The organism is Roseomonas sp. TF40, assembly GCF_057219975.1.
In genome coordinates this window covers 1,295,434-1,317,809 of sequence record NZ_JBXVVR010000001.1, presented here as the reverse complement: position 1 = coordinate 1,317,809, position 22,376 = coordinate 1,295,434, and the positions used below count along the sequence as shown (strand labels likewise).

The window sequence follows — 22,376 nt, the reverse complement described above, 5'->3', positions numbered from 1 at the left end:
GAAGTAACCGCACATGATGGCGCCCGAACTACGGGGTTTGTTTCGCCGGCCGGGGACGCGTTGTAAGAGGTCATCGACCTCGCCGCGTTCCTGGATCTGCGCCGGCCTCATCGCCAGGCCGGCGACATCTTGGTGGCGGATACCGGCCGGCCGCCGGTGGCGGGCCATGCGGCGATTGCCTTCGTGCGTGGCGTCACGGTGATGGCCACGCTGATGCGCCGGGAAGGCGACTGGCGGCTTAGCTTCGCCTGGTCGCCGCCAATCGCGGTGGGCGGCACGCCAGCGCCCGCTGACGAGGCGCTACACGACGCGGGTGAGGGTATCCCACTCCTCGACGGCCGCTCCAGACGCCTCCACCTCGATGAGTCGCCGCCTGATAGCCTCTACCGCCATTCCCGGGGCCACGTCAGCAGCGGCTGGTGACCAGAATAGGCATTCCGAAATCAGCATCGGCCATCCACGGAACAGGCGGGTCATCTGCAACAAATCGGAGGGAAGGTCCGCGCTGAACTTCAGCTGTTCCTGGGTTGCTGCGACCATAGGGGTCGTGCCGCAGCCAACGCCTCACGCGTCCAGCGAATGATCGGGGCGCCGCGCGGCCTCCCCGACGAGATCGCCAAGCGGCTGGAGGACGCGATCCTGAAGGTGATCGGCACGCCCGACTGGGCCGAGAAGGTCCGCCAGCTTGAACTGCCGATGGCCTTCCTGCGCGGCGCCGAATGGGAAGCGCAGATGCCGACGCAACTCGCCCGGTATCAGCGAATCTGGGAGAGAACCCCTGGCAGTAACTACGCTTGCCGGTCGCCCACAAAGGCGGTGCGACACACCGTGGCGGCTAGGTGGCCACGCCCGCCTCGACCTAGGCGAATCAATGAGATCTGAGGTTGGGTATTTGCTTGATGGGCCCAGTGGCCTCTACATCCGGTCGAGCGAGCGATCGGCGCTGAGGAACCGCGGGCAACCACCTCGAAATCCAGGGTCGAGATGATGTGGGCGGGCTGGCCGGTGGGGAGGGCGAGGCGAGCTGCGCTAAGGTCGAGTGGATCTTGGACTGCTGACGAACGCCCCCTGTTCAATCATCCACGTATGGCATGCCAGCGTTGATGAGGGCCTCTCGCTCCGCGTGTTTCACGAGGTCAGCACGAACAGCGTCAAATTTCGCCGCTCTATGGGCCTCTTTCCAGGCCCTGGCGTCATCCTCAACCTTTAGTCGATGTGCTTGCCGCTCAGCAGCGGTGCTGGATGGAGCGTTGGGGCCGCCAGCACGCTCCATCGCTTCGGCAAGGGCCTTGAAGTTGGTTGCCGCAGGCCCTGACTTTATCTCGGTCACTTCTTCTCTCTGCCTGAATGAAACTCGGTTGGGCACAGGACGACCATCCCCGCCAAAAAGGCCGGGATGGTCCTGCACCCTACCAAGAACGCCGAAGCGCCTCGTTTTGGGCGATGCCATGGCGGGCTTGCCTGGCACCCTGATTCCAACTTACGCGACTACTGCCCTTCGCGCTCATCCCCCTCGAATCAATCAGGACCGGGGTTCCGCCTTTGATGAGATCCCATAGCAGGCGGGTTAGCTACTGTGCCGCTACCGTCGAAACCGACCAGCACAGCCGGGGGTGGAGGGGCGATCCTCAGTTGATCGACTGGGTGGGTCGGCGCCATGCACCTGCCCCAGTCGTCGCTACATCGGACCTCATTTTGGATTGGCGGGACCGGGTGGGTCGGTGCGATGCACCTGCTTCGGCCGCCGCTATATCCAACTCAAATAATAGACGATTGCGACCCTGGTTGGGAACCACTTTTTTTGTGCGTCGCGAACTCAGCTCCAGGAGCTTCCATCTCGCGGCAGGCGCCTAAGGTCATCGACAACCTGCACCTGGTGCGGCGGCTGATCTCCCCATCGCCAGAAAACGACGTTCACGTCGCGTGCCGGGATCGCTCCGACGGCAAAGCTCGGCACGATCACTGCAGCGGCACCAGCAGACCGCAGGCGGTCAGCGATCGTCCATGTCGGCACTTCCTCACCTTGATCGACTAGGTCGGCCCAGGGCGCTCCCAGCGTCTCCCTGACGATGCCGTGCGCCGCCAGCACCTCGGCGTCAGTCAGGTCGACAACGTTGGCGCAATCCACGCGATAGGCGCACAGGGTCATCGGCTGCGCCTTGAATGCGAAGCCGGCCTGCGCCTCAAGCCAGGCGGTTTCCGGGCGTTGCGAAGTGTAGAGCGCCGCCACGCCGGGGCGGTTGAAGCGCCCGCCATGCATCCGGGCGCCTTCCCCGCTGTCGGGCAACCAGGCCCAGCCTGGATGGTGCGCGCGATAGACGAGCCCTTTCCAGGCCTTCACGCATACCCGCCGGCGGCCAGCCGGGAGAGATGCTGCTTCACCGCCTCGGCCCGGCCGGTCTTCACCAGATCTTCGGCGGTCTGGTCGCCGAAGGCAGGAATCGGCTGCGAGCGATACCAGGCGAGGGCTGCCTCGACCGAGCCAGTCCAGGGCCGTATGCGGTTGATGATCTCAATGACGTCGCGCAGTCGAGCCTGCGTTGCGGGCGAGGAGAGCCGCGCGGTCTTGGTTACGGCATCGCGAGAAAGGCCGGCTGCGGCCGCGAGTTGCAGTCGGGTGACCCTCAGCCTGTCGGAGAGTCGGTCGGTGAGGACCATGCCGTCGCCACCGAGCACGTCGGTGATGAAGTCGGAGGTGCCGGATACGGCTGACATGGAGTTGCCCCTGAAATTGCACCCAACAAGGGGCATATTGGGCGGCGGACGACGCAACACAAGCCCACCAAGTCTCATTCGGTGACGACGCGGCAACCCAGCCTCAACGACTCAACCGACCACGAAGCGGGCGGTGCTGCCGCGCAGCCCTGGCGTTACTTCAAGGCGCGCTGGGATTCGCGCCTTAAGATCGCCTACGTGACTGATGATCCCCACGAGCCGTGAGCCGCCCTGGAGGTTGGCAAGCACCTCCATGGCCTTGTCGAGCGCGTCCTCATCAAGGCTGCCGAAGCCCTCGTCGATCAGCAGTGCGTCAACGGGCCGGGCACCGGCATGGGCCTGCACCGTCTCCGCGAGACCCAGGGCCAGGGCCAGCGCGGCGCAAAAGCCCTCGCCGCCGGAGAGGGTGCCGGAGGGGCGGGGCTGGCCGGTCCATTCATCGAAGACCTCGATGTCCAGGCCGACCGCCGCGTTGGCGCGGTTGGGGTCTTCCCGGCGCGCGAGCCGATACCGCCCGTCCAGCATGCGCGACAAATGGGCGTTCGCGGCGGCCAGGGCCTCATCGAGCAGGCTGGCGAGCACAAAGCCTTCGAAGGAGAGGCGGCGTGCGTTCATGCCGCGCGTCTGGCGGGACAGATGGCCGACCAGCGCGTGCCGCTCGCGTGTCTGCGTGAAAGCCTCGTCTGCCGCCCTGATCCGCTCCAACAGCCCTGCCGCCTGCGAGGCTCGCTCTCGCGCCTCGCCCTGCCGGCTCAACGCTTCGCTGGCGGCGGCGACCGTCGTAGTCTCGGTGGCCTCCAGAGCCGGCACATCGGGCGGCAGCAGGCCCTCCGCCTCGGCGGCGGTGCGCTTTTGGGTGGCGTGCGCGATGGCGAGCTGCTACATGAAACTCTCTATGCCCTTGCCCAACGCCTCGATCGTCTCCGCCGGCAAGCGGGCCGCGCGATGGGCTGCGAGATCCACGAAGCCCTGCGATCGGCATGCTGCGAGGAAGGCCGCCTCAGCTTCCTGGGCCTTCGTCGTGGCATCACGGGCGAGGTCGGATGCCGTCACCACGGCTGTCCGGGCGGCCTGGAGGGCCGCCTCGGACGCCGCTTGCGCCTCGCGGTCGGTATCGAGGCCGGCACGCAACCTGTCCGCCGTATCGCGGGCCAGGCGGATAGCCTGTGCGAGGCCGGCCGGATCACGCGCTTCCACCGGCACGCCTTCGAGGCGCGTCGCATGCGTCGCGCTGGCGGAAATGTCCTTCTCCTGCGCCTCGGTCAGCGCCTTGTTCTGGGCGTCGAGCGCTGTTTCGGCCGCCACGAGATCAGCCTCGGCCTTGCTGCGTGAAGAAGCGAGACGGGGCAGTGCCTGCAACGCCTCGTCCGCCGCCTTCAGGGCCGCCGCCGCCGTCGCCTCAGCATGGTCCGGAACTGGGCCGGCACCCGCTAGCCGGGTTGCCAGCTCATCGCGACGCTGGATCGCGCTTCGCAGCTCGGCGTCGAGACGAACCAGTTCGGTGCTGGCGGCACGCTCCTCGGCCTGCTGCGCCTCCTCCCGCAAACGGGCTGCCTTGCGATCCTCCCCGCCGGCACCGGGCGCCTGGGCGGGGCTGGGATGATGAAGGCTGCCGCAGACGGGGCATGGCGCATCGTCCGCCAATGCTGCGGCGAGCTCGCCGGCCGCCGCGGCCCATGCCAACTCGTCCGCTGCGATTCGATCGGCACGCGCCACCTGCAGTGTCGCGGCGGCGCGGGCGGCGCGCGTGCTCGCGGCGTCAAGCTCCGCCTGCAGCTTTGTGGCCCGCCGCGTGGCGGTCGTGTGTGCGGTCACGTCCGCGGCGTGCTGCTTCCACCGGGCGGCGGCGGCACGGCGGTCATCCACCTCGCCGGCGAGGATGGTCGCTGCCTGATGCGCCGTAGTGGCCAAGTGCGCCGCTTCGCGCAGGGCGTCCCGACGCAGCACGAGCTTGGCCTTCTCCAGGCCCGCCCGTCGAAAAGCCGCTCGCGCCTGCTCCGCGGCCTTGCTGCTTTCGCTCAGGAGCCCGGCCTGGACGGCCAGGCTCTCAAGGCGATGCACCTCTGCGGTGGCGGCCTGGGTCTGGGTCTCCCGGGTGATCGGGTCGCCAAGTGTCTGGCGCGCGGTCTCCAGGTGAAGCGTAGCCCCCGCCGCCTTCTCCACGGCAGCGCGCTCCGCCTTCTTCGCGGCTTGCGCGTTGGTGGTGGCGGCACGGGCGGTGGCTTCCTCGCCGGCCAGGGTGAGCGCCCGCCGCGCGGCAGCGAGGCGTTGGCGGTCCTCCTTGATGCGAGGCTGTTCGGCTTCGCGTTCGGCAAGCTGCCTCGCGGCTTCATCGGCGGCCTTCAGTCGCATCGCGACCTGCCGACCGGCGAGCAGTTGGTCGCGCGCCTGCTGGGCAAGGTTCGCGGCAACCTGCGCCGCGGCCGCGGCGGCCTCCGCCGCATGCTCCTGGGCGGCAACCATTTCGGCCGCGGCCTCCGGCGTAGCCGCGCCCGCCTCGCCAAGCAGGGTGGCACGTTGCGTTTCCGCTTCGGCGGCCGCGGTGCGCGCGGCCCGCTCCATGTGCTCGAAGGCTTCCTCCACCCGACGGTAGAAGGCGGTGCGGAACAGGGTGGCCAGAATGGCCTGGCGCTCATTCGGCTTGGCCACCAACAGCTCGCGGAAACGCCCCTGCGGCAGCAATACGACCTGCCGGAACTCCTCGGAGGTGTAGCCGAGCAAGCGGGTGATGCCGTCGCTCACCGGCCGTTCCTGCTCGGCCAGCACGAGGAAATCGCCTGCCGCGTCCCGTTTCCACAGCGTGACCTGGGGGTTGCGCGATATCGGCCTGCCCCGGGCACCGACAACGATCTGCTTTGGGGATCGACGGATGCGGTAATGCTCGCTGCCGAGCGCGAAATCGAGTTCGACAAAGGTCTGTGTGGTGTCCGGGGCGTGGTGGCTGCGCAGATCGCCGGCTTTTCGCTCGTCGCCACTGCTCTCACCGAACAGCGCGAAGCATATCGCATCCAGCAGCGTCGTCTTGCCCGAGCCGGTCGGGCCATGGATCAGGAACAGGCGGTGCGGGCCCAATGCGGCAAGGTCGAAGGTCTGCTCGCCGGCATAGGCGCCGAAGGCGCTGAGGCGGAGGATGGCCGGGCGCATGGGGTCAGGACTCCTGCGCCTGGGCTGCGGCGATCGCCCGCATGGCCGCATCGCGCTCCAGGGGGCTCAGAGCCCCGGCGCCGATGGCATTCCAGAACGCATCCAGCGTTTCCAGCGGGTCGTGGGCGATGCGCGCCGCCGCGGCCGTGGTCGTGTCGATCGGTCCAACCGCGGTCTCGAAGAGCAGATCTAGGACCGAGGGATAGCGCTCCCGCAGCAGGGCCATGGCGCCATACGGACGGTCGGTCAGCACCACCTGCAGCCAATCTTCCCGCCCCGGTCCCTCGGCGGCCGCCAGCACCTCGGCCAGCGTGCCCCGCACGACCCTGAGCGCGCGGCGGGGGGTCAGGGCGATGTCCTGCGCGGTGACGTTCCCTGCTGCGTTCAGCTCGACCAGCGTCATCGACTTGCCGCTGCCGGCCTCCGCGAAGGAATAGGCCAGGGGTGAGCCGGAATAGGCGATCCGTCCCTCGGCCATGATCTGGCGGCGGTGCAAATGGCCCAGCGCGGTGTAGTGGAAGCCGTGGAGATGGGCGGCGGAGACGGCGCCCGAGCCGCCCACCTGGAGCATCCGTTCGCTGTCACTCGTCAGGCCGCCCTGCATGAAGGCATGGGCGACGACGACCGATCGCGAGCCCGGTGGCACTAGGCCGCGCATCTGCGCCGTGACGGCCGCAAAGCCGGCATCATGATCCGAGATGCCGGCCTCGGCCCCGAAGAGGCTGGCGAGGAGGGCCGGGGTTCCATAGCCCGCCGCGAGGATGGTCACCGGCCCATGCGAATCCGCGAAGGCGAAGGCCTGGCCCATGGCGCTGTCGGCGATGAACAGGCCAGCGTCGCGCAGCAGACCCGAGCCGAAGGCGAGCCGACGCTCGTCATCATGGTTGCCGGCGATCATCACCACCGGGATGCCGAGGCCACGCACGATCCGCTGGAGAACATCGTCGAGCAGTTCTACAGCATCGGCGGAGGGGACCGCTCGGTCGTAGATGTCGCCGGCAACGAGAATGGCGTCAGGTCGGATGTCGCGGACGGTGTCGAGAAACGGTCCAGTCAACAGCCATTCCTGCTCACCGTGAAAGGATTGACCACAAAGCGATCGACCCAGATGCCAATCCGCAGTGTGCAGCAAGCGCATGGCGTCGGGGTGCTTTCATCAATGCATGGGAAGCGTAGCATCTTCTCGTGCCATCAGTCCACCTACGGAACGGTCTCTTCGGGTCCAGACAGGCAGTAATGAGAGGCCCGCCGCGGAACGTCATGTTTGTTCCGAGGGTAACGCCAGGGACGATCGGCGCTTGGATCGTGCCCCAAAGTGGTGCTACAAAGAAAAGCGGGTGAAGCCCAAAGCACTGTTGATTTTGCTGGATTTTATCCCTGACTTCGAGAGTTCAATCCTCTCTGGCAGCACCATCCGCCCTCTCCCCCGCCGCCGCGTTTCTGCGACCCGCACCCGCCTTGCCGGCTCAGATCATGTTCAGATCATTGTGCACGGCCACCACGGCGTAGGTCCGCGTGGCGTCGGCGAGCGACCAGTAGTCGTAGTCGCCCGGCGCGTCGCCCGCGAGTGTGACGTTGCTGGTGGTCTTGCTCCATGTCCGAAGCGGCACCGGGCCGGCGCCGTCGATGTCCACATCCTGCAGTTCGAGCTTATCGCCGACATTGCCGTCGATCACGAGCCGCGCGGTGACGCTCGATCCGGTGAAGCGGGCGTGCGGCTCATCGCCGAGATGCATCGCCGCCATCCCGCCGAGGACGAGCGTGTTGTTGCCCGTGCCGGTCAGGTCGAAGCCCTCGATGCCGATGAAGCGTGGATCGGTCGAGAAGGTCGCGAAGACCGTCGAGTTGGCGCCGCCGAAGGCGAAGGTGTCCGTGCCCCGCCCGCCATCGGCACGGCCGAGGAAGATCGAGGCCGTCAGCCGATCATCCCCGGCCCCGCCCAGCAGCACGTCGATCCCGCCGCTGCCGCCGTTGAGCGTGTCGTCACCCGCGGTGCCGGTCAGGGTGTCGGTACCGCTGCCGCCAGTGCGCGTCACCGGCCCCGGCGTGCCGCCGAAGGCGCCCCCGAACAGGATGTAGCCCTCGTTCACGGCGGACTGGGCGCCGATGAACAGATCGTCGAAGCCGTCGCCGTTCACATCGCCCGCGGCCGAGACGCTGCCCCCGGTATAGGCCAAGGGCGTGACCCCCTGGATCATGAAGCCGTCGGTGGTTGAGAGATTGACGAGGTCGAGGTTCTGCCGCCCGTTCGAGACCGTGCCGATCCCGCCCGCCTTGCCGAACAGCACATAGACCTGCCCGGCCCGCTCGGCGGCGTCATCGCCATAGGCGGCGCCGATGATCAGGTCGCCATAGCCGTCGCCATTCACATCCCCCGCCGCATCGACGCTGAAGCCCGCCAGATCGGTTTGCCACTCGCCGGTGATGGTGAAGCCCTGGCTCTGCATCAGGTCGAGGCTCATCTCCCGCCGACCGAAGGAGTCGATGCCGAAACCGTTCATCGTGCCGTAGACGACATAGGCCTCACCGAAGAAGGCGTCGCTGCCAACCGGCCCGCCCTTGGGCGCGCCGACCAGGAAATCGCTGTGGCCATCGCCATTCACGTCGCCCGCCGGCGCCACGCTGTAGCCCGCATCGTCGCCGCGCAGCACGCCGCGCAGCACCGTGCCCTGGCTGGGCGTCAGGCTGGTGAGATCGATCGCCGCCGTGCCATGGCTGTCATTGGTGCCGAAGCCGTGGCTGCCGCCGAACAGCAGATAGGCCTGCCCGGTATAGAGGCTTGCATCGAAGGCCAGTGGCGCGCCGACCAGCATGTCCGCGTAGCCGTCATGGTTGACGTCGCCGGCGGAGGAGACGCTGACCCCGGCCCGGTCCCGCGACTGGTCGCCGCGGATGACGAAGCCCTGGCCGAAGCCCAGGCCGCCGAGATCGAAGACCAGTCGCCCGCCGACCGAATTGGCCACCTGCACGGCACCGCCGAAGATGACATAGGCCTCGCCGGCCGCATCCCCCGCATCGTCGCCGTCCGGCGCGCCGATCATGATGTCGGCGAAGCCATCGCCGTTGATGTCGCCCGCACCCGCCACCGCATAGCCCGCCGCGTCATTCGCTGCGTCGCCCTGGATGACGAAACCCGAGAGCGAATCGAGCCCCGAGAGTTCCAGTACCTGCCGCGTCAGGCCCGAGTGCGTCACCAGCGCGCCGCGCCCGGAAGCCGCGCCGAACACGACATAGGCGCCGCCACTGCCGTTCGTGTCCTGCATGGCGCTCGGCGCGCCGATGATGACGTCGTCATAGCCGTCGCCATTCACGTCGCCCGCGCCGGCGACGCTGAAGCCCAGCCGCTCGCGCGCCACATTGCCGGCGATGATGAAGCCCCGGGAGGGGTCGAGCTGCGCGTGGTCGATGGTCATGCGGCCATCCGCGGCCTGCACGCCGAAGCCACCGCCCGGGCGGCCATAGATCACATAGGCGCGGCCCTCATTGAAGCTGGTGCCGTCGGTGAACATCGGCGCGCCGATGATGAGGTCGCTCACGCCATCGCCGTTCACGTCGCCGGCGTCGCTCACGCTCCATCCGGCATCCGAGCCGCCCGCCTCGCCGATGATGGCGAAGCCCTGCGCGCTGGTCAGGGTGGAGACGTCGAAGCGATAGGGGTTGTTCACCCCGCCGGGCAGCGTCAGCGTGACCGCGGTGGCGACCCGCAGCTCGGCCCCGGCGGTGGTGGAGAGCAGGCGGTTGTAGGTGATGCCGGACTCGCTGATCGTGCCGCCGTTCTGCCATTGCGCGTCGTTGACGAAAACGCGGTCGCCGGCATTGCCGTCCACGCGCAGCGTGGCGATGCCGCCCGAGCGCTGCTCGCTGAGCCGCAGCACGGCCTCATGGTCCAGGACCAGCGTGTTGTTGCCGCTGCCGGTGATGTCGATCCGCTCGACCGAGTGGATCGCGGGGCCGGGCGTGCGCGTGAGGTCAAGCTGCCGCCCGCTGCCGCCCAGCACCAGCGTATCGGTGCCGGTGCCGCCTTCGATGCGCCGGAAGGCGGTGTCCGCGACTTCGAGCCGGTCGTCGCCCGCCGCACCGCGCAGCACATCGGCGCCGCCGCCCCCCGAGAGCGTGTCCGCCCCCGCGCCGCCCTGCAGGATCTCCGCCGAGCTGGTGCCGGTGGTGTCGATCGCCCGGCCGAAGGCGCCGCCCAACAGCAGATAGGCCTCCCCGGCCGAGGAGCCGCCATCATCGCCATAGGGCGCGCCGACCAGCAGGTCGTCATAGCCGTCGCCATTCACGTCGCCCGCCGCCGAGACCGCTCTGCCGGCCTGATCCCCGGCCGCATCGCCGGTGATCTGGAAGCCCTCCGTGGCGCCGAGTGCGTTCAGGTCGATGATCAGGCGCTGAAGGCTGGCCGGGGTGGTGGCCATGGCGCGCCCGAAGATCAGGTAGGCGGCGCCGGAATCGCTGCCATTGGCGTCGCGATAGGGCGCGCCGACGATCACGTCGTCATAGCCATCGGCGTTCACGTCTCCGGCGGCGGAGACGCTGTAGCCGGCGCCATCGTTCGCGAAGGCGCCCTTCAGCACGAGGCCGCGATCCGACATCAGGTTCGAGAGATCGAGCACCGTGCGGCCATCGACCATGGGGCCGAAGCCGCTGGCCCGGCCGAGTACGACAAAGGCCGCCCCCGCGCCGCTCGCGGCGAGGTCGCTGGCGCGGGCGCCGATGACGAGGTCGGCATAGCCATCGCCGTTGAAATCACCGGCGCTGTCCACGCTGTAGCCGGTCTCGTCGCCCGAGGCGTCGCCCTGGATCACGAAGCCCATGGTCGGCGAGAGGGTGTTCAGGTCCAGCACCGCGCGCGTCTTGCCGTGGTCGGTGACCGGCTGGCCGAAGGCGCCACGCTGGCCGAAGACGACCAGGGCCGAGCCGGAATGGCTGCCGCCTTCATCCGCATCGGGGGCGCCGACCACCAGATCGCCGATGCCATCGCCATTCACATCGCCCGCGGCCGCGACGCTGCGGCCCAGCTCGTCGCCCAGTTCCAGGACAAAGCCGGCGGCGGGGGCCAGGGTCTCCAGATCGACGATCTGTCGCGCATGGCCGTTGCTGCTGTCGCTGCGGCCGAAACCCTGCGCGCTGCCGAACAGCACATAGGCCCGGCTCTCGCCCTGCGCGCCGATGATCAGGTCGTCCAGCCCGTCGCCATTCACATCGCCGGCGATGGCGACGCTGGTGCCCGCATTCTCCAGGGATTCGCCGCCATAGATGACGAAGCCCTGGGCGGCCGACAGCTCGCCGACGTCGATCACCTGGCGGCCGGCCCCATCCGCCGTGCCGAAGCCACCCGCCGCGCCGAAGACGACATAGATCTGGCCCGGCTCGACATGGCTGGTGTCCGCCTTGGGCGCGCCGATGACCAGGTCGGCATAGCCATCGCCGTTCAGGTCGCCCGCCCCGCCGACGGCGCCGCCGGCATTGTCGGCGGTGCGGTCGCCGCGCACCACGAAACCCTGGGCGGCGCTGAGCGTGGTCAGGTCGATCACCCGTCGCTGGGCCGCGTCCGCGGTGCCGAAGTTGCCCGGCCCGCCGAACAGGACATAGGCCTCCCCGGCATCAGAGCCGCCATCGTCGCCGCTGCTGGCTCCGATGATGAAATCCATGAAGCCGTCGCGGTTGATGTCGCCGGCCATGCTCAGGGAGGCGCCCGTACGGTCGCCGCCGGAATCGCCCTGGATGACGAAGCCCTGCTGCGCCGAGATGCGGCCAAGCTCGAGCGTGACGCTCCCGACCTCCATGGCGCCGGTGATGCGGATCTCCGCCAGCCCATCGGCGGCGAGGATGCGCCGATAGGTCACGCCGGCCTCGACGATGCTGCCCTGGCTTGCCCAATGCGTCTCGGTGAGGCGCAGCAGATCCCCGGCATCGCCCTTCACGCGCAGCACGGCCACGCCGGCTTCCCGCTGCTCGGTCAGCGCCAGCACCGCGGCCTCATCCAGCAGCACCGTATTGTTGCCGTGGCCGGAGAGGTCGATGGCCTCGATCGAGGTCAGCTTCGCACCGAGCCCGCTTGTCAGGTCGAGCGTGAGTCCATCGGCGTCCAGGGCCAGCGTGTCCCGCCCCGCCCCGCCATCGGCCAGGCGCAGGCCCGGATCGGCGATGCGCAGCACGTCGTCGCCAGCCTGGCCGCGCAAGGCGTCGAGCCCGGTGCCGCCGGCCAGGATGTCGTTGCCCGCGCCGCCGAGCAGCAGGTTGTCGCCCGCATCGCCGCGCAGCGTGTCGCCATGCGCGCTGCCGACCAGCCATTCGATGTCGCGGGCGACATCACCCGCCGCATCGCCGAAACCACCCTGCCCGGTGGAGAGATCCATCTCCACGCCGCTGGCCGAGCGGGCATAGCTCAGCCGGTCGATGCCCGCGCCGCCATCCAGGGTGTCGCGATGGGTGCCACCGGTCAGGATGTCGTTGCCCTCGCCCCCCATCAGGACGTCCGCGCCCGCGCCGCCGACCAGCGCGTTGTCGCCGGCATCGCCGACAAGCGAATCCCCCCCGTCGCCGCCGCGCAGCACCTCGAAGCCCAGGATCGTGTCGCCCGCGGCATCGCCGCCGAGCGCGACGCCGGTCGCAAGGTTCACCTGCACGCCGTCCTGGCTCGACCCGTAGTCGAGGTGATCGCGCCCCGCGCCGCCATCGAGCAGGTCCGCCCCCTCGCGCCCGCGCAGCACATTGGCGCCGGCATCGCCGCGCAGCGTGTCGGCGCCGCTGCTGCCCTCGAGCCCCTCGATGCCGGTGACGCTGTCGCCCTCCGCCTCCCCGCCGCTGGCCACGCCGGCGGCGAGATCGACGAAGACAGCGGCATGGGCTTCGAGGTAGCTCAGCGTGTCCTGGCCTGCGCCACCCTCGATCCGATCGGCGCCGATCCCCCCGCGCAGCCGGTTCGCGCCCGCATCGCCGATCAGCGTATCGGCGCCGAGGCCGCCCGCGAGGTTCTCGATGCTGCGCAGCGTATCGCCCTCGGCATCGCCGCCCGTCGCGGTGCCGGCAGCGAGGTTGATGAAGACCGCCGTGGCGGAGGAGACGTAGCTGGCCTCGTCACGCCCCTCCCCACCATCGAGCAGGTCGCCGCCCGCAAGGCCGTAGAGCGTATCATTGCCGCCCTGGCCAAAGATTGCGTCGGTGCCGGACGAGCCGTGCACCCGGTTCGCGTGTTCGGGGTTCCGGTACGGATAGTAGGGGGTGAGGAAGGGGGTTGGGTGGGACATGAGCCGGCGACCTTGCGGGAATGGCACAGCTTGCCGTCGCCCGAACCTGCCGCCAACACAGTTGTGCAGGCGGTTGCGCCAGATCATGGCGCGGCGCGCCACGCCCCCGCAGGCTGCCCCTCAGTCGGAACCTTCAGGGGATACGCCATGTCCGAAAGCATCCTGGCCGCACGCCGCGCCGGGCTCGAGGAAGCCTTCTTCGCCCGCCACAATGAGGAACTGCGCCAGAAGCTGCGCGAAGCCGATGCGCGCAAGTTCCGCCATGAGGCCCTGGCCGCCGCCACCGGCATCGTCGATGAGGCGGTGCTGGCGCGGCTCGAACAGTTGCAGATCGGCACCGGAACGCTGGCCGCGCTCACCCTCGTGCCGATGGTGCTGGTCGCCTGGGCGGATGGATCGATCTCGCCCGAGGAACACCGCGCCATCCTGGCCGGCGCCGATCGGGAGGGGCTGCGGGTCGGCACGCCCGGGCATGAGCTGCTCGAGGCCTGGCTGCACCACCGCCCCGTGCCGGCGCTGTTCCAGGCCTGGCGGGACTATGTGCAGGCGCTGACCCGCACGATGAGCGCGGCGGAACGCAAGACGCTCGAGGGCAGCGTGCTGGCGAAGTCGCGCGCCGTGGCGGCGGCAACCGGCAGCCTGCTCGGCCTGACCTCGGGGATCTCGGCCGCCGAGCAGGCGGTGCTGAACGAACTCGCCCAGGCCTTCCACCAGGGCTGAGCCCGGGGGAATTCCGGCGCCCCGCAAGGGGCGCCGGCCTCGTGCTCTAGAAATCATTGAATCTAGAGCAAGAAATGCGTTCAGCGTCGCGGCAGCGCCGCGACCCATCTGAACGCATATCGCTCTAGCGCGGCAGGAAGGCTTCCTTCACGCCGCCCAGCCAGAAGGCGAAGCCCGCCAGGGTCGGCGTGGTCGGCATCGGCTTCTCGATCGTGATCTCGACGCGGCCGATCTCATCGCCGTTGCTGTTGGTCAGCGGCGGCTCGACCGCGCGGATCAGCGCCTCGGCCTCGGCGCGGCGCAGCACGCCGTAATGGCCGAGCAGGCGGGCCAGCACGCCGAACTTCCCGCGCGACGCGCCATCGGCCATCTTGATCGCGAAGCCCAGCCCGCGCTCCGGCGCGGCGGCGAGCAGGTAGCCCTCGGCGCCGCCCTTCAGGATCACCTTGCCGCCGGCGCCGCGGATCAGCCGCGCCGTGGCCGAATCCGTGCCCGAGAGATGGTCCGGATGCGCGATCATGGCGCGGCCGATGCGCTGCGCGGCGGCCCGGCGCGTCGCACTCTTGGACCAGCCGACGCCGAAGCGCGCCATCGCGGTCGCCATGCTGCGCAGCGGCGCGGCGAGGGTCGGCAGGCCGCAGCCATCCACGCCCACGGGCAGCGTGCCGGCATCGAAGCCGAGATATTCGGAGAAGGCGTCCATGAACAGGCGCTGCGCCGGGTTGGCCGGGTCGGCGTAGTTGATGTCCGCGTTCAGGTGGCGCGTGACGGTCAGGAAGCCGCAATGCTTGCCCGAGCAGTTGTTGCACACCCGGCGCGGGCCGGCCTGCGCGAAGGCGGCGGCCTGGTCCTGCAGGCGGTGGGGCAGGGCGGGGCCGCAGATCAGCGCGCCCTCCAGCATCCCGAGGCGGGCCAGCCACTCCTCGACCATCGCCACCTGGAAGGGCTCGGCATGGTGGGAGGCACAGGCCAGCGCGATATGCGCCTCGGTCAGGCTGAAGGCATCGGCCGCGCCGCTTTCGACCAGCGCCATCGCCTGGAAGGGCTTCAGCGCCGAGCGCGGATAGGTGAGCAGCCCGGCATCGCCCCAGGCGCCGACCAGCTTGCCCTCGTAATTCGTCACGGCGACCGCACCGCGGTGCCAGCTTTCCACCACCGGGCCGCGCCACACCTGCGCGAGTTCGGCGAAATCGGTCATGTCGGTCATATGACGCCCCCTGTCTGGCACCGGGTAATTACGCCAGACCGGGGTTAACGCAAGCCTTTGCCCGCGCGAGGCAAGGGATTCACCCCCACTTATTCAACGGTGACGCGTGCGGCCCGCACCACCGGCGCCCAGCGCGCGAATTCCTGCCGCACGAAATCCTCGGTCCGGGCGGGGTCCATCCAGATCGGCTCGCTGGCGATGTCGGTCAGTCGGCCGGCAATGGCGGGCTGTTCCATCGCTTCCTTCGCCGCCTCGCTCAGCCGCTCGATGATCGGGCGCGGCGTGGCGCGGGGGGCGAAGAGGCCGGACCAGCTGCGCACCGAATAGCCGGGCACGCCCTGCTCGGCCACGGTCGGGATGTCCTGGCGGAAGCGCACCCGCGTCTCGGTGCAGACACCCAGGATGCGGATGCGCCCCGCCGCGGCCGGGCCGAGCACGGTGGGCAGGTTCATGAAGGCCATGGGGATGACGCCCGCGGTCAGGTCGGTCGCCACCGGCCCGCCACCGCGATAGGGCACATGCGTCATCTCGACGCCGGTCATCATCTTGAACAGCTCGCCCGCGAGATGATTCGAACTGGCGGTGCCGGAGGAGCCGAAGGCGAGCCCGCCCGGCGTGGCGCGGATCTTCGCCAGAAGTTCCTGTACGTTGGAGACACCCAGCGAGGGATTCACCGCCAGCACATTCGGCACGTCGGTCAGCATGGCGATGCCGGCCAGCGCCTCGCGCACGTCGTAGCCCAGGTCGGTCGCGACCAGGGAGTGGAAGACGTGGTTGGAGGCCGAGGAGAAGAGCAGCGTGTGGCCATCCGGCCGGGCCCGCACCACCAGCCCCTGGCCGAGCGAGCCGCCGCCCCCAGGCCGGTTCTCCACCACGAAATTCTGCCCGAACTTGGCGCTCAGCGCCGGGGCGAGCAGCCGGGCGGTGACATCGTTCGAACCCCCTGGCGCCCAGGGCACCAGCAGGGTCACGGCGCGGCTGGGCCAGGTATCCTGCGCGCGGGCGAGGCCGGGCAGCAGGGTGGGCAGGGCAAGGCCGCCGAGCAGGCTGCGTCGAAGCATGGCGAGATCCGTTTCCCCTGTTGCTTGAACGGAAGCGTATCGCCCGGTAGCCGGGGCATCAAGGCGGGCCGCCACCTTGCCCCGGCGCGGCGGCTTCGCGTTAGATGGCGCGCACACCGCGAGGATCCCGCGCATGTCTCTGCATCGTCGCCACCTCGCTGCCCTGGCGGCTGCGGGCCTTCTGCCCCTCCTGCCGCGCCCCGCGCAGGCGGCCACGCGACGCGAACTGGAAGAGGCCGCGGCACCGGCGCTGCGTCGGCTGCGCGAGGGCCATGGCACGCACGCCATGGCGGCCACGGCCCGCGCGATCCTGGTGTTCCCGCAGATCCTGCGGGCCGGCTTCGGCGTGGGCGGTCAGTATGGCAATGGCGTGCTGTATCATGGCGGGCATCCGAGCCGGACGAACCGCCACACGCCGGCACCCTTCTCGACGATGGGCTACTACAACATCTCGGGCGCGAGCTACGGGCTGCAGATCGGCGCACAGGCCTTCGGGCTTGGGATGTTCTTCATGACCGATGCGGCGCTGGCCTTCTTCCATGACAGCGCGGGGTGGGAGATCGGCACCGGGCCTTCGGTGGTGGCGCTCGATGCCGGGGCTGCTTCCAGCATGACCTCCTCGACGCTGACGCAGGCGGTCTATTCCGTGACCTTCGGCCAGACCGGGCTGATGGCGGCGATCGGCCTGCAGGGTAACAAGATCACCCGCATCACGCCCGATTGAGGCGCGGCCGGCGCTGGAGCACGCTGCGTTCTGATGAACGCAGCTCGTGCTCTAGAAGTTATTGAATCTAGAGCAAGAAATGCGTTCAGCGTCGCGGCAGCGCCGCGACCCATCTGAGCGTATATCGCTCTAGCCTGCTCCCAGCAGCGTGCGCGCCGCGAAGCCGGCCCCGGCCGTCACCGCCAGCGTCCGCGGCACGCCGAGCTTCAGCACGAAGAGGCACACGGCGGCGAGTGCCGAAAGTGCGACGGCATCGGGGATCATCGACAGCCCATCGGGCACATCGATGCTCATCGGGCCGATCGCCACGCTCTCCACCCGCGCGAAGAGCACGCGCAGCGCGAACCACAGCGCGAGGTTGGCGATGACGCCGACCACCGCCGCCGTCACCCCCGCCAGCGCGCCCTTCAGCCGCGGGGCGGCGTGCAGGCGCTCGACGAAGGGCGCGCCGAGGAAGATCCAGGCGAAGCAGGGCACGAAGGTGACCCAGACGGCGAGCAGCGACCCGCCGATGCCCCACAGCGCCCCGCCCTGGTTCCAGGCCGCGAGGAAGGCGACGAATTGCAGCACGAGGATCAGCGGCCCGGGCGTGGTCTCGGCCAGGCCGAGGCCCGCCAGCATGTCGGCGGCGGTGAGCCATTGGTATTTCTCCACCGCCTCCTGCGCCACATAGGCCAGCACGGCATAGGCGCCGCCGAAGGTGACCACCGCCATCTTCGAGAAGAAGAAGGCGATGTCGCCCCAGAGCGGTATCGCCATCAGCAAGGCCACCGGCCAGAGCCAGAGCACCAGCGCCGCCAGCCCCGCGCGCCGCGCCGTGCGCGCCATGGCGGGAATGCGCTCGGGGTCGGCGGCGATGGCGGCATCGAGCAGCGCGGGCGGGCCCTCGGCGGGCTTGCCATGGCCGCCGGCGGCGAAGGCCTGCGGCAAGGCATAGCCCAGGCCCGCGGCGGCGAGGATCACCAGCGGGAAGGGCAGGTTGAAGGCGAAGAGCGCAAGGAAGGCGAGCGCGGCCACCAGCCAGGGCAGCGCGCCCTGCAGCGCCTTGCGCGCCACGCGGATCAGTGCCTCGACCACCAGCACCAGCACCGCGCATTTCAGCCCGAAGAACAGCGCGGCCACCAGCGGCACCGCGCCCAGCGTGGCGTAGATCAGGGACAGCGCCAGCATCACCACGACGCCCGGCAGGATGAAGAGCAGCCCCGCGACCACCCCGCCCCTCACGCCATGCATCAGCCAGCCGAGATAGGTGGCGAGCTGCTGCGCCTCCGGCCCCGGCAGCAACATGCAGAAATTGAGCGCGTGCAGGAACCGCGCATCGCTGATCCAGCGGCGTTCCTCCACCACCTCCCGATGCATCAGCGCGATCTGCGCGGCCGGGCCGCCGAAGCTGAGCAGGCCGATGCGCGCCCAGACGCGCGCGGCGTCACGGAAGCTCGGGAAATCCGGTTGGGGCTGGTCCATGCCCCCTTCTACTCGGCGGCGCGCGGCGCCAATAGGCTCTCCCCGGGGCGCAGGCGCGAAAACGCGACCTTCTGCCAGCCCAGCGCGATGCGGTTGTCGGCGCCGAGCGTGGTGAGGGTGACGGCAAGGCCCGCGGCGTCGTCATTGGTCTGCGGGAAATCCTCGCGCCAATGCGCCCCGCGGCTTTCCTCGCGCGCTGCGGCGGCGGTGACGATGGCGCGGCTGGTCAGCACCAGCGACTTCAGGTTGAGCCACTCCTGCCAGGCCATGTTGAATTGTTTCGAGCTTGCCACACCGGCCTGGTCGAGCGCGTTGTCGAGGTCATCGAGACCATGCGCCGCTTCGGCAAGCCCCGCGGCATCTCGGAGAATGCCGGCCTTCTCCCACATCAGCGCATGCAGCGCGTCGCGGATCGGCGAGAGGCTCGCGACGGGTCGGCCGAAGGGCGCGTGGGCGAGCGCCAGCGCGGCTTCCAGCGCAACGGGGCAGGGGGCCTCCAGCGCGCCATGGCGGGGCACCCATAGCGCCATCGTATCGCCGGCGATGCCGCCGAACACCGTGGAATTCGCCACGCCATTGCCACCCAGCCGGTTCGCGCCATGCACGCCGCCCGTATCCTCGCCGGCGGCGAACAGCCCGGGCAGTTGCGTGGAGCCATCGGGGCGGAAGACCAGCCCGCCCATCATGTAATGCGCGGTGGGCACCACGGGCACGCGTCCGCCCGCCAGGTCGAAGCCCATGTCGGCGCAGCGCTCGACCATGCCCTTGAATTCGCGCCGCACGCGATCGGGGCCGAGATGCGCCATGGCGATGTAGAGCCCGCCATGCTCGTTCACGCGCCCGGCCAGGATCTCCCGGTACATGGCGCGGGAGACGATGTCGCGCGTCGCGCGCTCGCCACGGGGATCGTAGTTGTGCATGAAGCGCTGGCCGGCTCCGTCGAGCAGATAGCCGCCCGAGCCGCGCAGCCCTTCCTCGATGATCGTCCCCGTCATGCGCGTGCCCGGCCCGGCGAGCACGCCGGTGGGGTGGAACTGCACCATCTCCATGTCGCGCAGCGGCAGGCCGGCGCGCAACGCCATGGCCATGCCATCGCAGGATTTGTCGCCCGAGGGCGTGTGGTAGGTGTACATGGTCGGCCCGCCGCCGGTGCCCAGCAGCACGGCCTTCGCGCGCATCTCGATCAAGGCACCGCTGCGGATGTCGAGCAGCAATACGCCCGCGAGGCGCGATCCATCGGCGCTGGGCAGCAGCGCGAGCGCGCGGTGTTCCTCCATCCGCTCGATGCCGCGCGCCCAGCTCTGTTCCGCGAGGCGATTGATGATCTCGATGCCGGTGAGGTCGCCCTTGTGCACCGTGCGGTCGAAGGTCTGCCCCGCGAAGGCCTTCTGGTGGATGGTGCCGTCCGGGTTGCGGTCGAAGAAGCAGCCCCAGCGATTCTCCAACTCACGGATGCGCTGTTGCGCGACGGTGACGAGCGTCCAGGCGAGGTCCTGGTCGTTCAGCCATTTCCCGCCATCGAGCGTATCCATGAAGTGCCGCTCAGCGGAATCCTCGGCGGCCAGCGCCACGTTGTAGCCGCCCTGCACCATGCGCGTGCAGCCCGACTTGCCGAGCAGCCCCTTCACCGCGACGGTGACGCGCAGTTCGGGTGCACCGGCCTTCGCATGCAGCGCGCCGAGCAGGCCCGCGCCGCCGGAGCCCAGCACCAGGATATCGGTCTCGCGCCGTTCGAGATGCATCAGCGGGGTCCGCGCGGGGAGGAAGGCACGCCGCAGCCGCAATCCTCGGCGGGCGGCGCGGTGGGTTGGGCGAGGGCGGGCGTGGCCGCGAGCAGCAGGAGAGCGAGCAGCAGGCGCATCACCCGACCCCCAGCTTCGCCAGCGCGGCCGCGCGGCGATCCATCACGTTCTTCTGCACCGTGTCGAACAGGCTGCCGCCATGGCTGTCCATCGCCACGAGCAGCGGGCCGAAATCGCGGATGCGGAACTTCCAGAGACTCTCAGGGTTGAGGTCGTCGAGATCCACATCCTCGATCGCCTCGATCCAGGTCGTCTCCAGCGCCGCGGTGCCGCCGATGATGGCGAGGTAGACGCCGCCGAGTTCCGCGAAGGCACGCTGTGACTCCTCACGCAGCCCGCCCTTGCCGATGATGATGCGCACGCCCTCGCGCTCCATCAGCGGGCGGGTGAAGCGCTCCATGCGGTCCGACGTCGTGGTGCCGATGCAGATCTTCTCATAGCCGCTGTCATTCGTGCCGCGCTTCTCGACCTTGCGGACATTGGGCGCGGTGTGGATCACGGCATGGCCGCGCAGATCCATGCGCGTGCGGCGGCCATGGTCGAACATGTGGATCTGCGTGGCGTCGCGGATGCCGAAGAGCGTGTCCTGGAGCGTCACATGGTCGCCGATCCGCAGCTTGCGGATGTCGGCCTCGGTGCAGGGCATCGGGAGATTGTGATGCATGGAATCAGAACCCGATCTCGACACCGGCGGGCGTGAAAGTGGCACTCGCGCGACGCGCCGAGTGGCATTGGATGTTGACGGCAACAGGGTTCATCGTGATGTGCGTCGCCGCCACCTCGACGTGAACCGCGAAGGCCGTGCTGTCCCCGCCCAACCCCTGCGGGCCGATGCCGAGGCTGTTCACCGCCTCGCTCAAGGCGGCCTCCAGCGCCGCGCCTTCCGCATCGGTGCAGCGCGACCCCAGCGGGCGCGTCGCCGCGACCTTCGCAAGATGCATGCACAGATCCGAGGTGCCGCCCACGCCCACCCCCATGATCGTCGGCGGGCAGACCTTGCCGCCGGCCTTGATGGCGCAATCGATGACGAAGCGCTTCACCCCCGCCATGCCATCGGCCGGGATCAGCATCTGCAGGAAGGAGCCGTTCTCGCTGCCCGAACCCTTCGGGATCATCTCGATGCGCAGGATCTCGGGTTGATCGACGAAGTCGATGTGGATGACGGGCACATGCGCCCCACAGCTCGTATGCTCATTGCGCCGCGTGATGGGATGCACGACCGAACTGCGCAGCGGGTGTTCGCGCGTCGCTCGCTCCGTCCCGCGCTTGAGCGCCTGCTTCAGCTCCCAGCCATCCAGCACCACGTCGCGGCCGATCTGCACGTTGAAGATCGGGATGCCGGTGTCCTGGCACAGCAGATTCTCCGTGCGCTCCGCCACGCCGATATTCTCGACCATGGTGGCGAGGATGCTCTGCGCCGTCGCATCCGTCTCGCTGGCGCTGATTCGGGCAAAGCCCTGCTTGATGTCGTCGGGCAGGATCTTCAGCGCGCGGATGTAGAGAAGCTTGGCGGCTTCCTCGATGGCGTCGGGGGCAACATGCAAGGTCACGGCAGCCTCCTCAGAGAATCAGCGACAGGCCAGACACCAGCAGCAGGCTCAGCAGCACGAGGCGGAACTGCTCGGCCGGGATCACGGCATAGGCCTTCACGCCCAGCCAGGCGCCAAGCACCAGCGCCGGCAGGGCGGCGAGCAGCATGCGGGCACTTTCGGGGCCGAAGAAGCCGCCGATCACCAGCGCCACGGCGGCCACCATCTGCATGACGATGACGAAGGGCTGGAAGATCGCCCGCGCCTCATCCTTCCGCAGCCCCTTGAAGTCGGCCCACATGGCCGGCAGCGCGCCGGAGAAGCCGCCGATGCCGCCCAGCACGCCGCCGGCGAAGCCCACGCCCACATCCGCCCCGCGCCCGGCCTGGATCACCGCCGGCTGCAGCTTCAGCGCGATGCGCGCCAGCGCCACGCCCGCATAGGCAACGAGCAAGCCGCCCACCAGCGCTGCGATCAGCCCGCCGGAACTCACGCTCAGGATCACCACGCCAACCGGCGTGCCGAGCGTGCCGCCGATCAGGTAGGGCAGCAGCACCTCGCGCCGGATCGCCGGGATCACCGGGCGGATGGTGCCGAGCTGGATCAGCATCGAGCCCAGCACCAGCACCGGCGCGGTTTCCTGCGGCGAGAGGAAATGGAACAGGATCCCCGCCGCCACCAGGTTGAAGGAGAAACCCGCCAGGCCCGAGCAGAAGGCGGCGATGAAGCAGCCGGCGAGCAGGATCAGGAGGTCAGGCAT

17 protein-coding genes are annotated in these 22,376 nt (G+C 69.3%); 4 read left to right on the top strand and 13 right to left on the bottom strand.

Annotated elements, in window-relative coordinates:
- The first annotated feature begins 132 nt into the window (after positions 1-132).
- Entirely contained in the window at positions 133-423 is a 291-nt protein-coding gene (locus tag AC2D9U_RS05735; RefSeq protein WP_484747206.1) for a hypothetical protein, read from the top strand.
- 156 nt (positions 424-579) lie between these two features.
- Positions 580-882 carry a hypothetical protein gene (locus AC2D9U_RS05730; protein ID WP_484747205.1) on the top strand — a complete coding sequence of 101 codons (303 nt, stop codon included), beginning with the start codon at positions 580-582 and terminating at the stop codon, positions 880-882.
- 934 nt (positions 883-1,816) lie between these two features.
- Here the strand turns inward: AC2D9U_RS05730 and AC2D9U_RS05725 are convergent.
- From AC2D9U_RS05725 to AC2D9U_RS05700, 6 genes are all read right to left on the bottom strand, one after another.
- Positions 1,817-2,341: an RES family NAD+ phosphorylase gene (locus AC2D9U_RS05725; protein WP_484747204.1), complete on the bottom strand. Its 525-nt coding sequence runs from the start codon at positions 2,339-2,341 to the stop codon at positions 1,817-1,819.
- Positions 2,338-2,715, bottom strand: coding sequence for an antitoxin Xre/MbcA/ParS toxin-binding domain-containing protein (locus tag AC2D9U_RS05720; RefSeq protein WP_484747202.1), 378 nt, complete (start codon positions 2,713-2,715; stop codon positions 2,338-2,340). The genes AC2D9U_RS05725 and AC2D9U_RS05720 overlap by 4 nt, the downstream gene beginning before the upstream one ends.
- Before the next feature lie 111 nt (positions 2,716-2,826).
- Positions 2,827-3,525 carry an SbcC/MukB-like Walker B domain-containing protein gene (locus AC2D9U_RS05715; RefSeq protein WP_484747200.1) on the bottom strand — a complete coding sequence of 233 codons (699 nt, stop codon included), beginning with the start codon at positions 3,523-3,525 and terminating at the stop codon, positions 2,827-2,829.
- A gap of 69 nt (positions 3,526-3,594) precedes the next feature.
- On the bottom strand, positions 3,595-5,859 hold the full coding sequence (locus tag AC2D9U_RS05710) for an AAA family ATPase (protein WP_484747198.1): 2,265 nt from the start codon (positions 5,857-5,859) through the stop codon (positions 3,595-3,597).
- Positions 5,860-5,863: 4 nt separating this feature from the next.
- A complete protein-coding gene (locus AC2D9U_RS05705; RefSeq protein ID WP_484747196.1) occupies positions 5,864-6,997 on the bottom strand; it encodes an exonuclease SbcCD subunit D in 1,134 nt (377 codons plus the stop codon).
- A 328-nt stretch (positions 6,998-7,325) separates the two neighbouring features.
- Positions 7,326-13,109, bottom strand: coding sequence for a hypothetical protein (locus AC2D9U_RS05700; RefSeq protein ID WP_484747195.1), 5,784 nt, complete (start codon positions 13,107-13,109; stop codon positions 7,326-7,328).
- Between the two features lie 147 nt (positions 13,110-13,256).
- On the opposite strand from AC2D9U_RS05700, the gene AC2D9U_RS05695 reads away from it, so the two are divergent.
- The gene (locus AC2D9U_RS05695) at positions 13,257-13,829 is read left to right on the top strand and encodes a hypothetical protein (RefSeq protein WP_484747194.1); all 573 of its coding nucleotides are present in this window, start codon (positions 13,257-13,259) and stop codon (positions 13,827-13,829) included.
- 124 nt (positions 13,830-13,953) lie between these two features.
- Here the strand turns inward: AC2D9U_RS05695 and AC2D9U_RS05690 are convergent, their stop codons facing one another.
- Both AC2D9U_RS05690 and AC2D9U_RS05685 read right to left on the bottom strand, forming a co-directional pair.
- Positions 13,954-15,036 (bottom strand): asparaginase, encoded by a 1,083-nt coding sequence (locus AC2D9U_RS05690; RefSeq protein WP_484747192.1) that lies wholly within the window; start codon positions 15,034-15,036, stop codon positions 13,954-13,956.
- 89 nt (positions 15,037-15,125) lie between these two features.
- The gene (locus AC2D9U_RS05685) at positions 15,126-16,097 is read right to left on the bottom strand and encodes a Bug family tripartite tricarboxylate transporter substrate binding protein (RefSeq protein WP_484747191.1); all 972 of its coding nucleotides are present in this window, start codon (positions 16,095-16,097) and stop codon (positions 15,126-15,128) included.
- 133 nt (positions 16,098-16,230) lie between these two features.
- Here AC2D9U_RS05685 and AC2D9U_RS05680 point away from each other — a divergent pair, with 133 nt between their 5' ends.
- Entirely contained in the window at positions 16,231-16,821 is a 591-nt protein-coding gene (locus AC2D9U_RS05680; RefSeq protein ID WP_484747190.1) for a lipid-binding SYLF domain-containing protein, read from the top strand.
- Between the two features lie 129 nt (positions 16,822-16,950).
- Here AC2D9U_RS05680 and chrA read toward each other — a convergent pair whose 3' ends face one another.
- From chrA to AC2D9U_RS05655, 5 genes are all read right to left on the bottom strand, one after another.
- Entirely contained in the window at positions 16,951-18,285 is a 1,335-nt protein-coding gene (gene chrA, locus AC2D9U_RS05675; protein WP_484747189.1) for a chromate efflux transporter, read from the bottom strand.
- An 8-nt stretch (positions 18,286-18,293) separates the two neighbouring features.
- Positions 18,294-20,027: an L-aspartate oxidase gene (locus AC2D9U_RS05670; protein ID WP_484747187.1), complete on the bottom strand. Its 1,734-nt coding sequence runs from the start codon at positions 20,025-20,027 to the stop codon at positions 18,294-18,296.
- A 118-nt stretch (positions 20,028-20,145) separates the two neighbouring features.
- The gene (locus tag AC2D9U_RS05665) at positions 20,146-20,751 is read right to left on the bottom strand and encodes a fumarate hydratase C-terminal domain-containing protein (RefSeq protein ID WP_484747186.1); all 606 of its coding nucleotides are present in this window, start codon (positions 20,749-20,751) and stop codon (positions 20,146-20,148) included.
- Between the two features lie 4 nt (positions 20,752-20,755).
- On the bottom strand, positions 20,756-21,637 hold the full coding sequence (locus AC2D9U_RS05660; RefSeq protein WP_484747184.1) for a fumarate hydratase: 882 nt from the start codon (positions 21,635-21,637) through the stop codon (positions 20,756-20,758).
- 10 nt (positions 21,638-21,647) lie between these two features.
- On the bottom strand, positions 21,648-22,376 hold the full coding sequence (locus tag AC2D9U_RS05655; RefSeq protein WP_484747183.1) for a TSUP family transporter: 729 nt from the start codon (positions 22,374-22,376) through the stop codon (positions 21,648-21,650).

What these genes read in the sequence shown, in the direction of transcription:
- AC2D9U_RS05705 (WP_484747196.1), bottom strand. Translation starts at nt 6,997, where the DNA reads ATGCGCTTGCTGCACACTGCGGATTGGCATCTGGGTCGATCGCTTTGT.
- AC2D9U_RS05665 (WP_484747186.1), bottom strand. Translation starts at nt 20,751, where the DNA reads ATGCATCACAATCTCCCGATGCCCTGCACCGAGGCCGACATCCGCAAG.
- AC2D9U_RS05700 (WP_484747195.1), bottom strand. Translation starts at nt 13,109, where the DNA reads ATGTCCCACCCAACCCCCTTCCTCACCCCCTACTATCCGTACCGGAAC.
- AC2D9U_RS05720 (WP_484747202.1), bottom strand. Translation starts at nt 2,715, where the DNA reads ATGTCAGCCGTATCCGGCACCTCCGACTTCATCACCGACGTGCTCGGT.
- AC2D9U_RS05730 (WP_484747205.1), top strand. Translation starts at nt 580, where the DNA reads ATGATCGGGGCGCCGCGCGGCCTCCCCGACGAGATCGCCAAGCGGCTG.
- AC2D9U_RS05685 (WP_484747191.1), bottom strand. Translation starts at nt 16,097, where the DNA reads ATGCTTCGACGCAGCCTGCTCGGCGGCCTTGCCCTGCCCACCCTGCTG.
- AC2D9U_RS05680 (WP_484747190.1), top strand. Translation starts at nt 16,231, where the DNA reads ATGTCTCTGCATCGTCGCCACCTCGCTGCCCTGGCGGCTGCGGGCCTT.
- AC2D9U_RS05710 (WP_484747198.1), bottom strand. Translation starts at nt 5,859, where the DNA reads ATGCGCCCGGCCATCCTCCGCCTCAGCGCCTTCGGCGCCTATGCCGGC.
- AC2D9U_RS05690 (WP_484747192.1), bottom strand. Translation starts at nt 15,036, where the DNA reads ATGACCGACATGACCGATTTCGCCGAACTCGCGCAGGTGTGGCGCGGC.
- chrA (WP_484747189.1), bottom strand. Translation starts at nt 18,285, where the DNA reads ATGGACCAGCCCCAACCGGATTTCCCGAGCTTCCGTGACGCCGCGCGC.
- AC2D9U_RS05670 (WP_484747187.1), bottom strand. Translation starts at nt 20,027, where the DNA reads ATGCATCTCGAACGGCGCGAGACCGATATCCTGGTGCTGGGCTCCGGC.
- AC2D9U_RS05655 (WP_484747183.1), bottom strand. Translation starts at nt 22,376, where the DNA reads ATGCCTGACCTCCTGATCCTGCTCGCCGGCTGCTTCATCGCCGCCTTC.
- AC2D9U_RS05695 (WP_484747194.1), top strand. Translation starts at nt 13,257, where the DNA reads ATGTCCGAAAGCATCCTGGCCGCACGCCGCGCCGGGCTCGAGGAAGCC.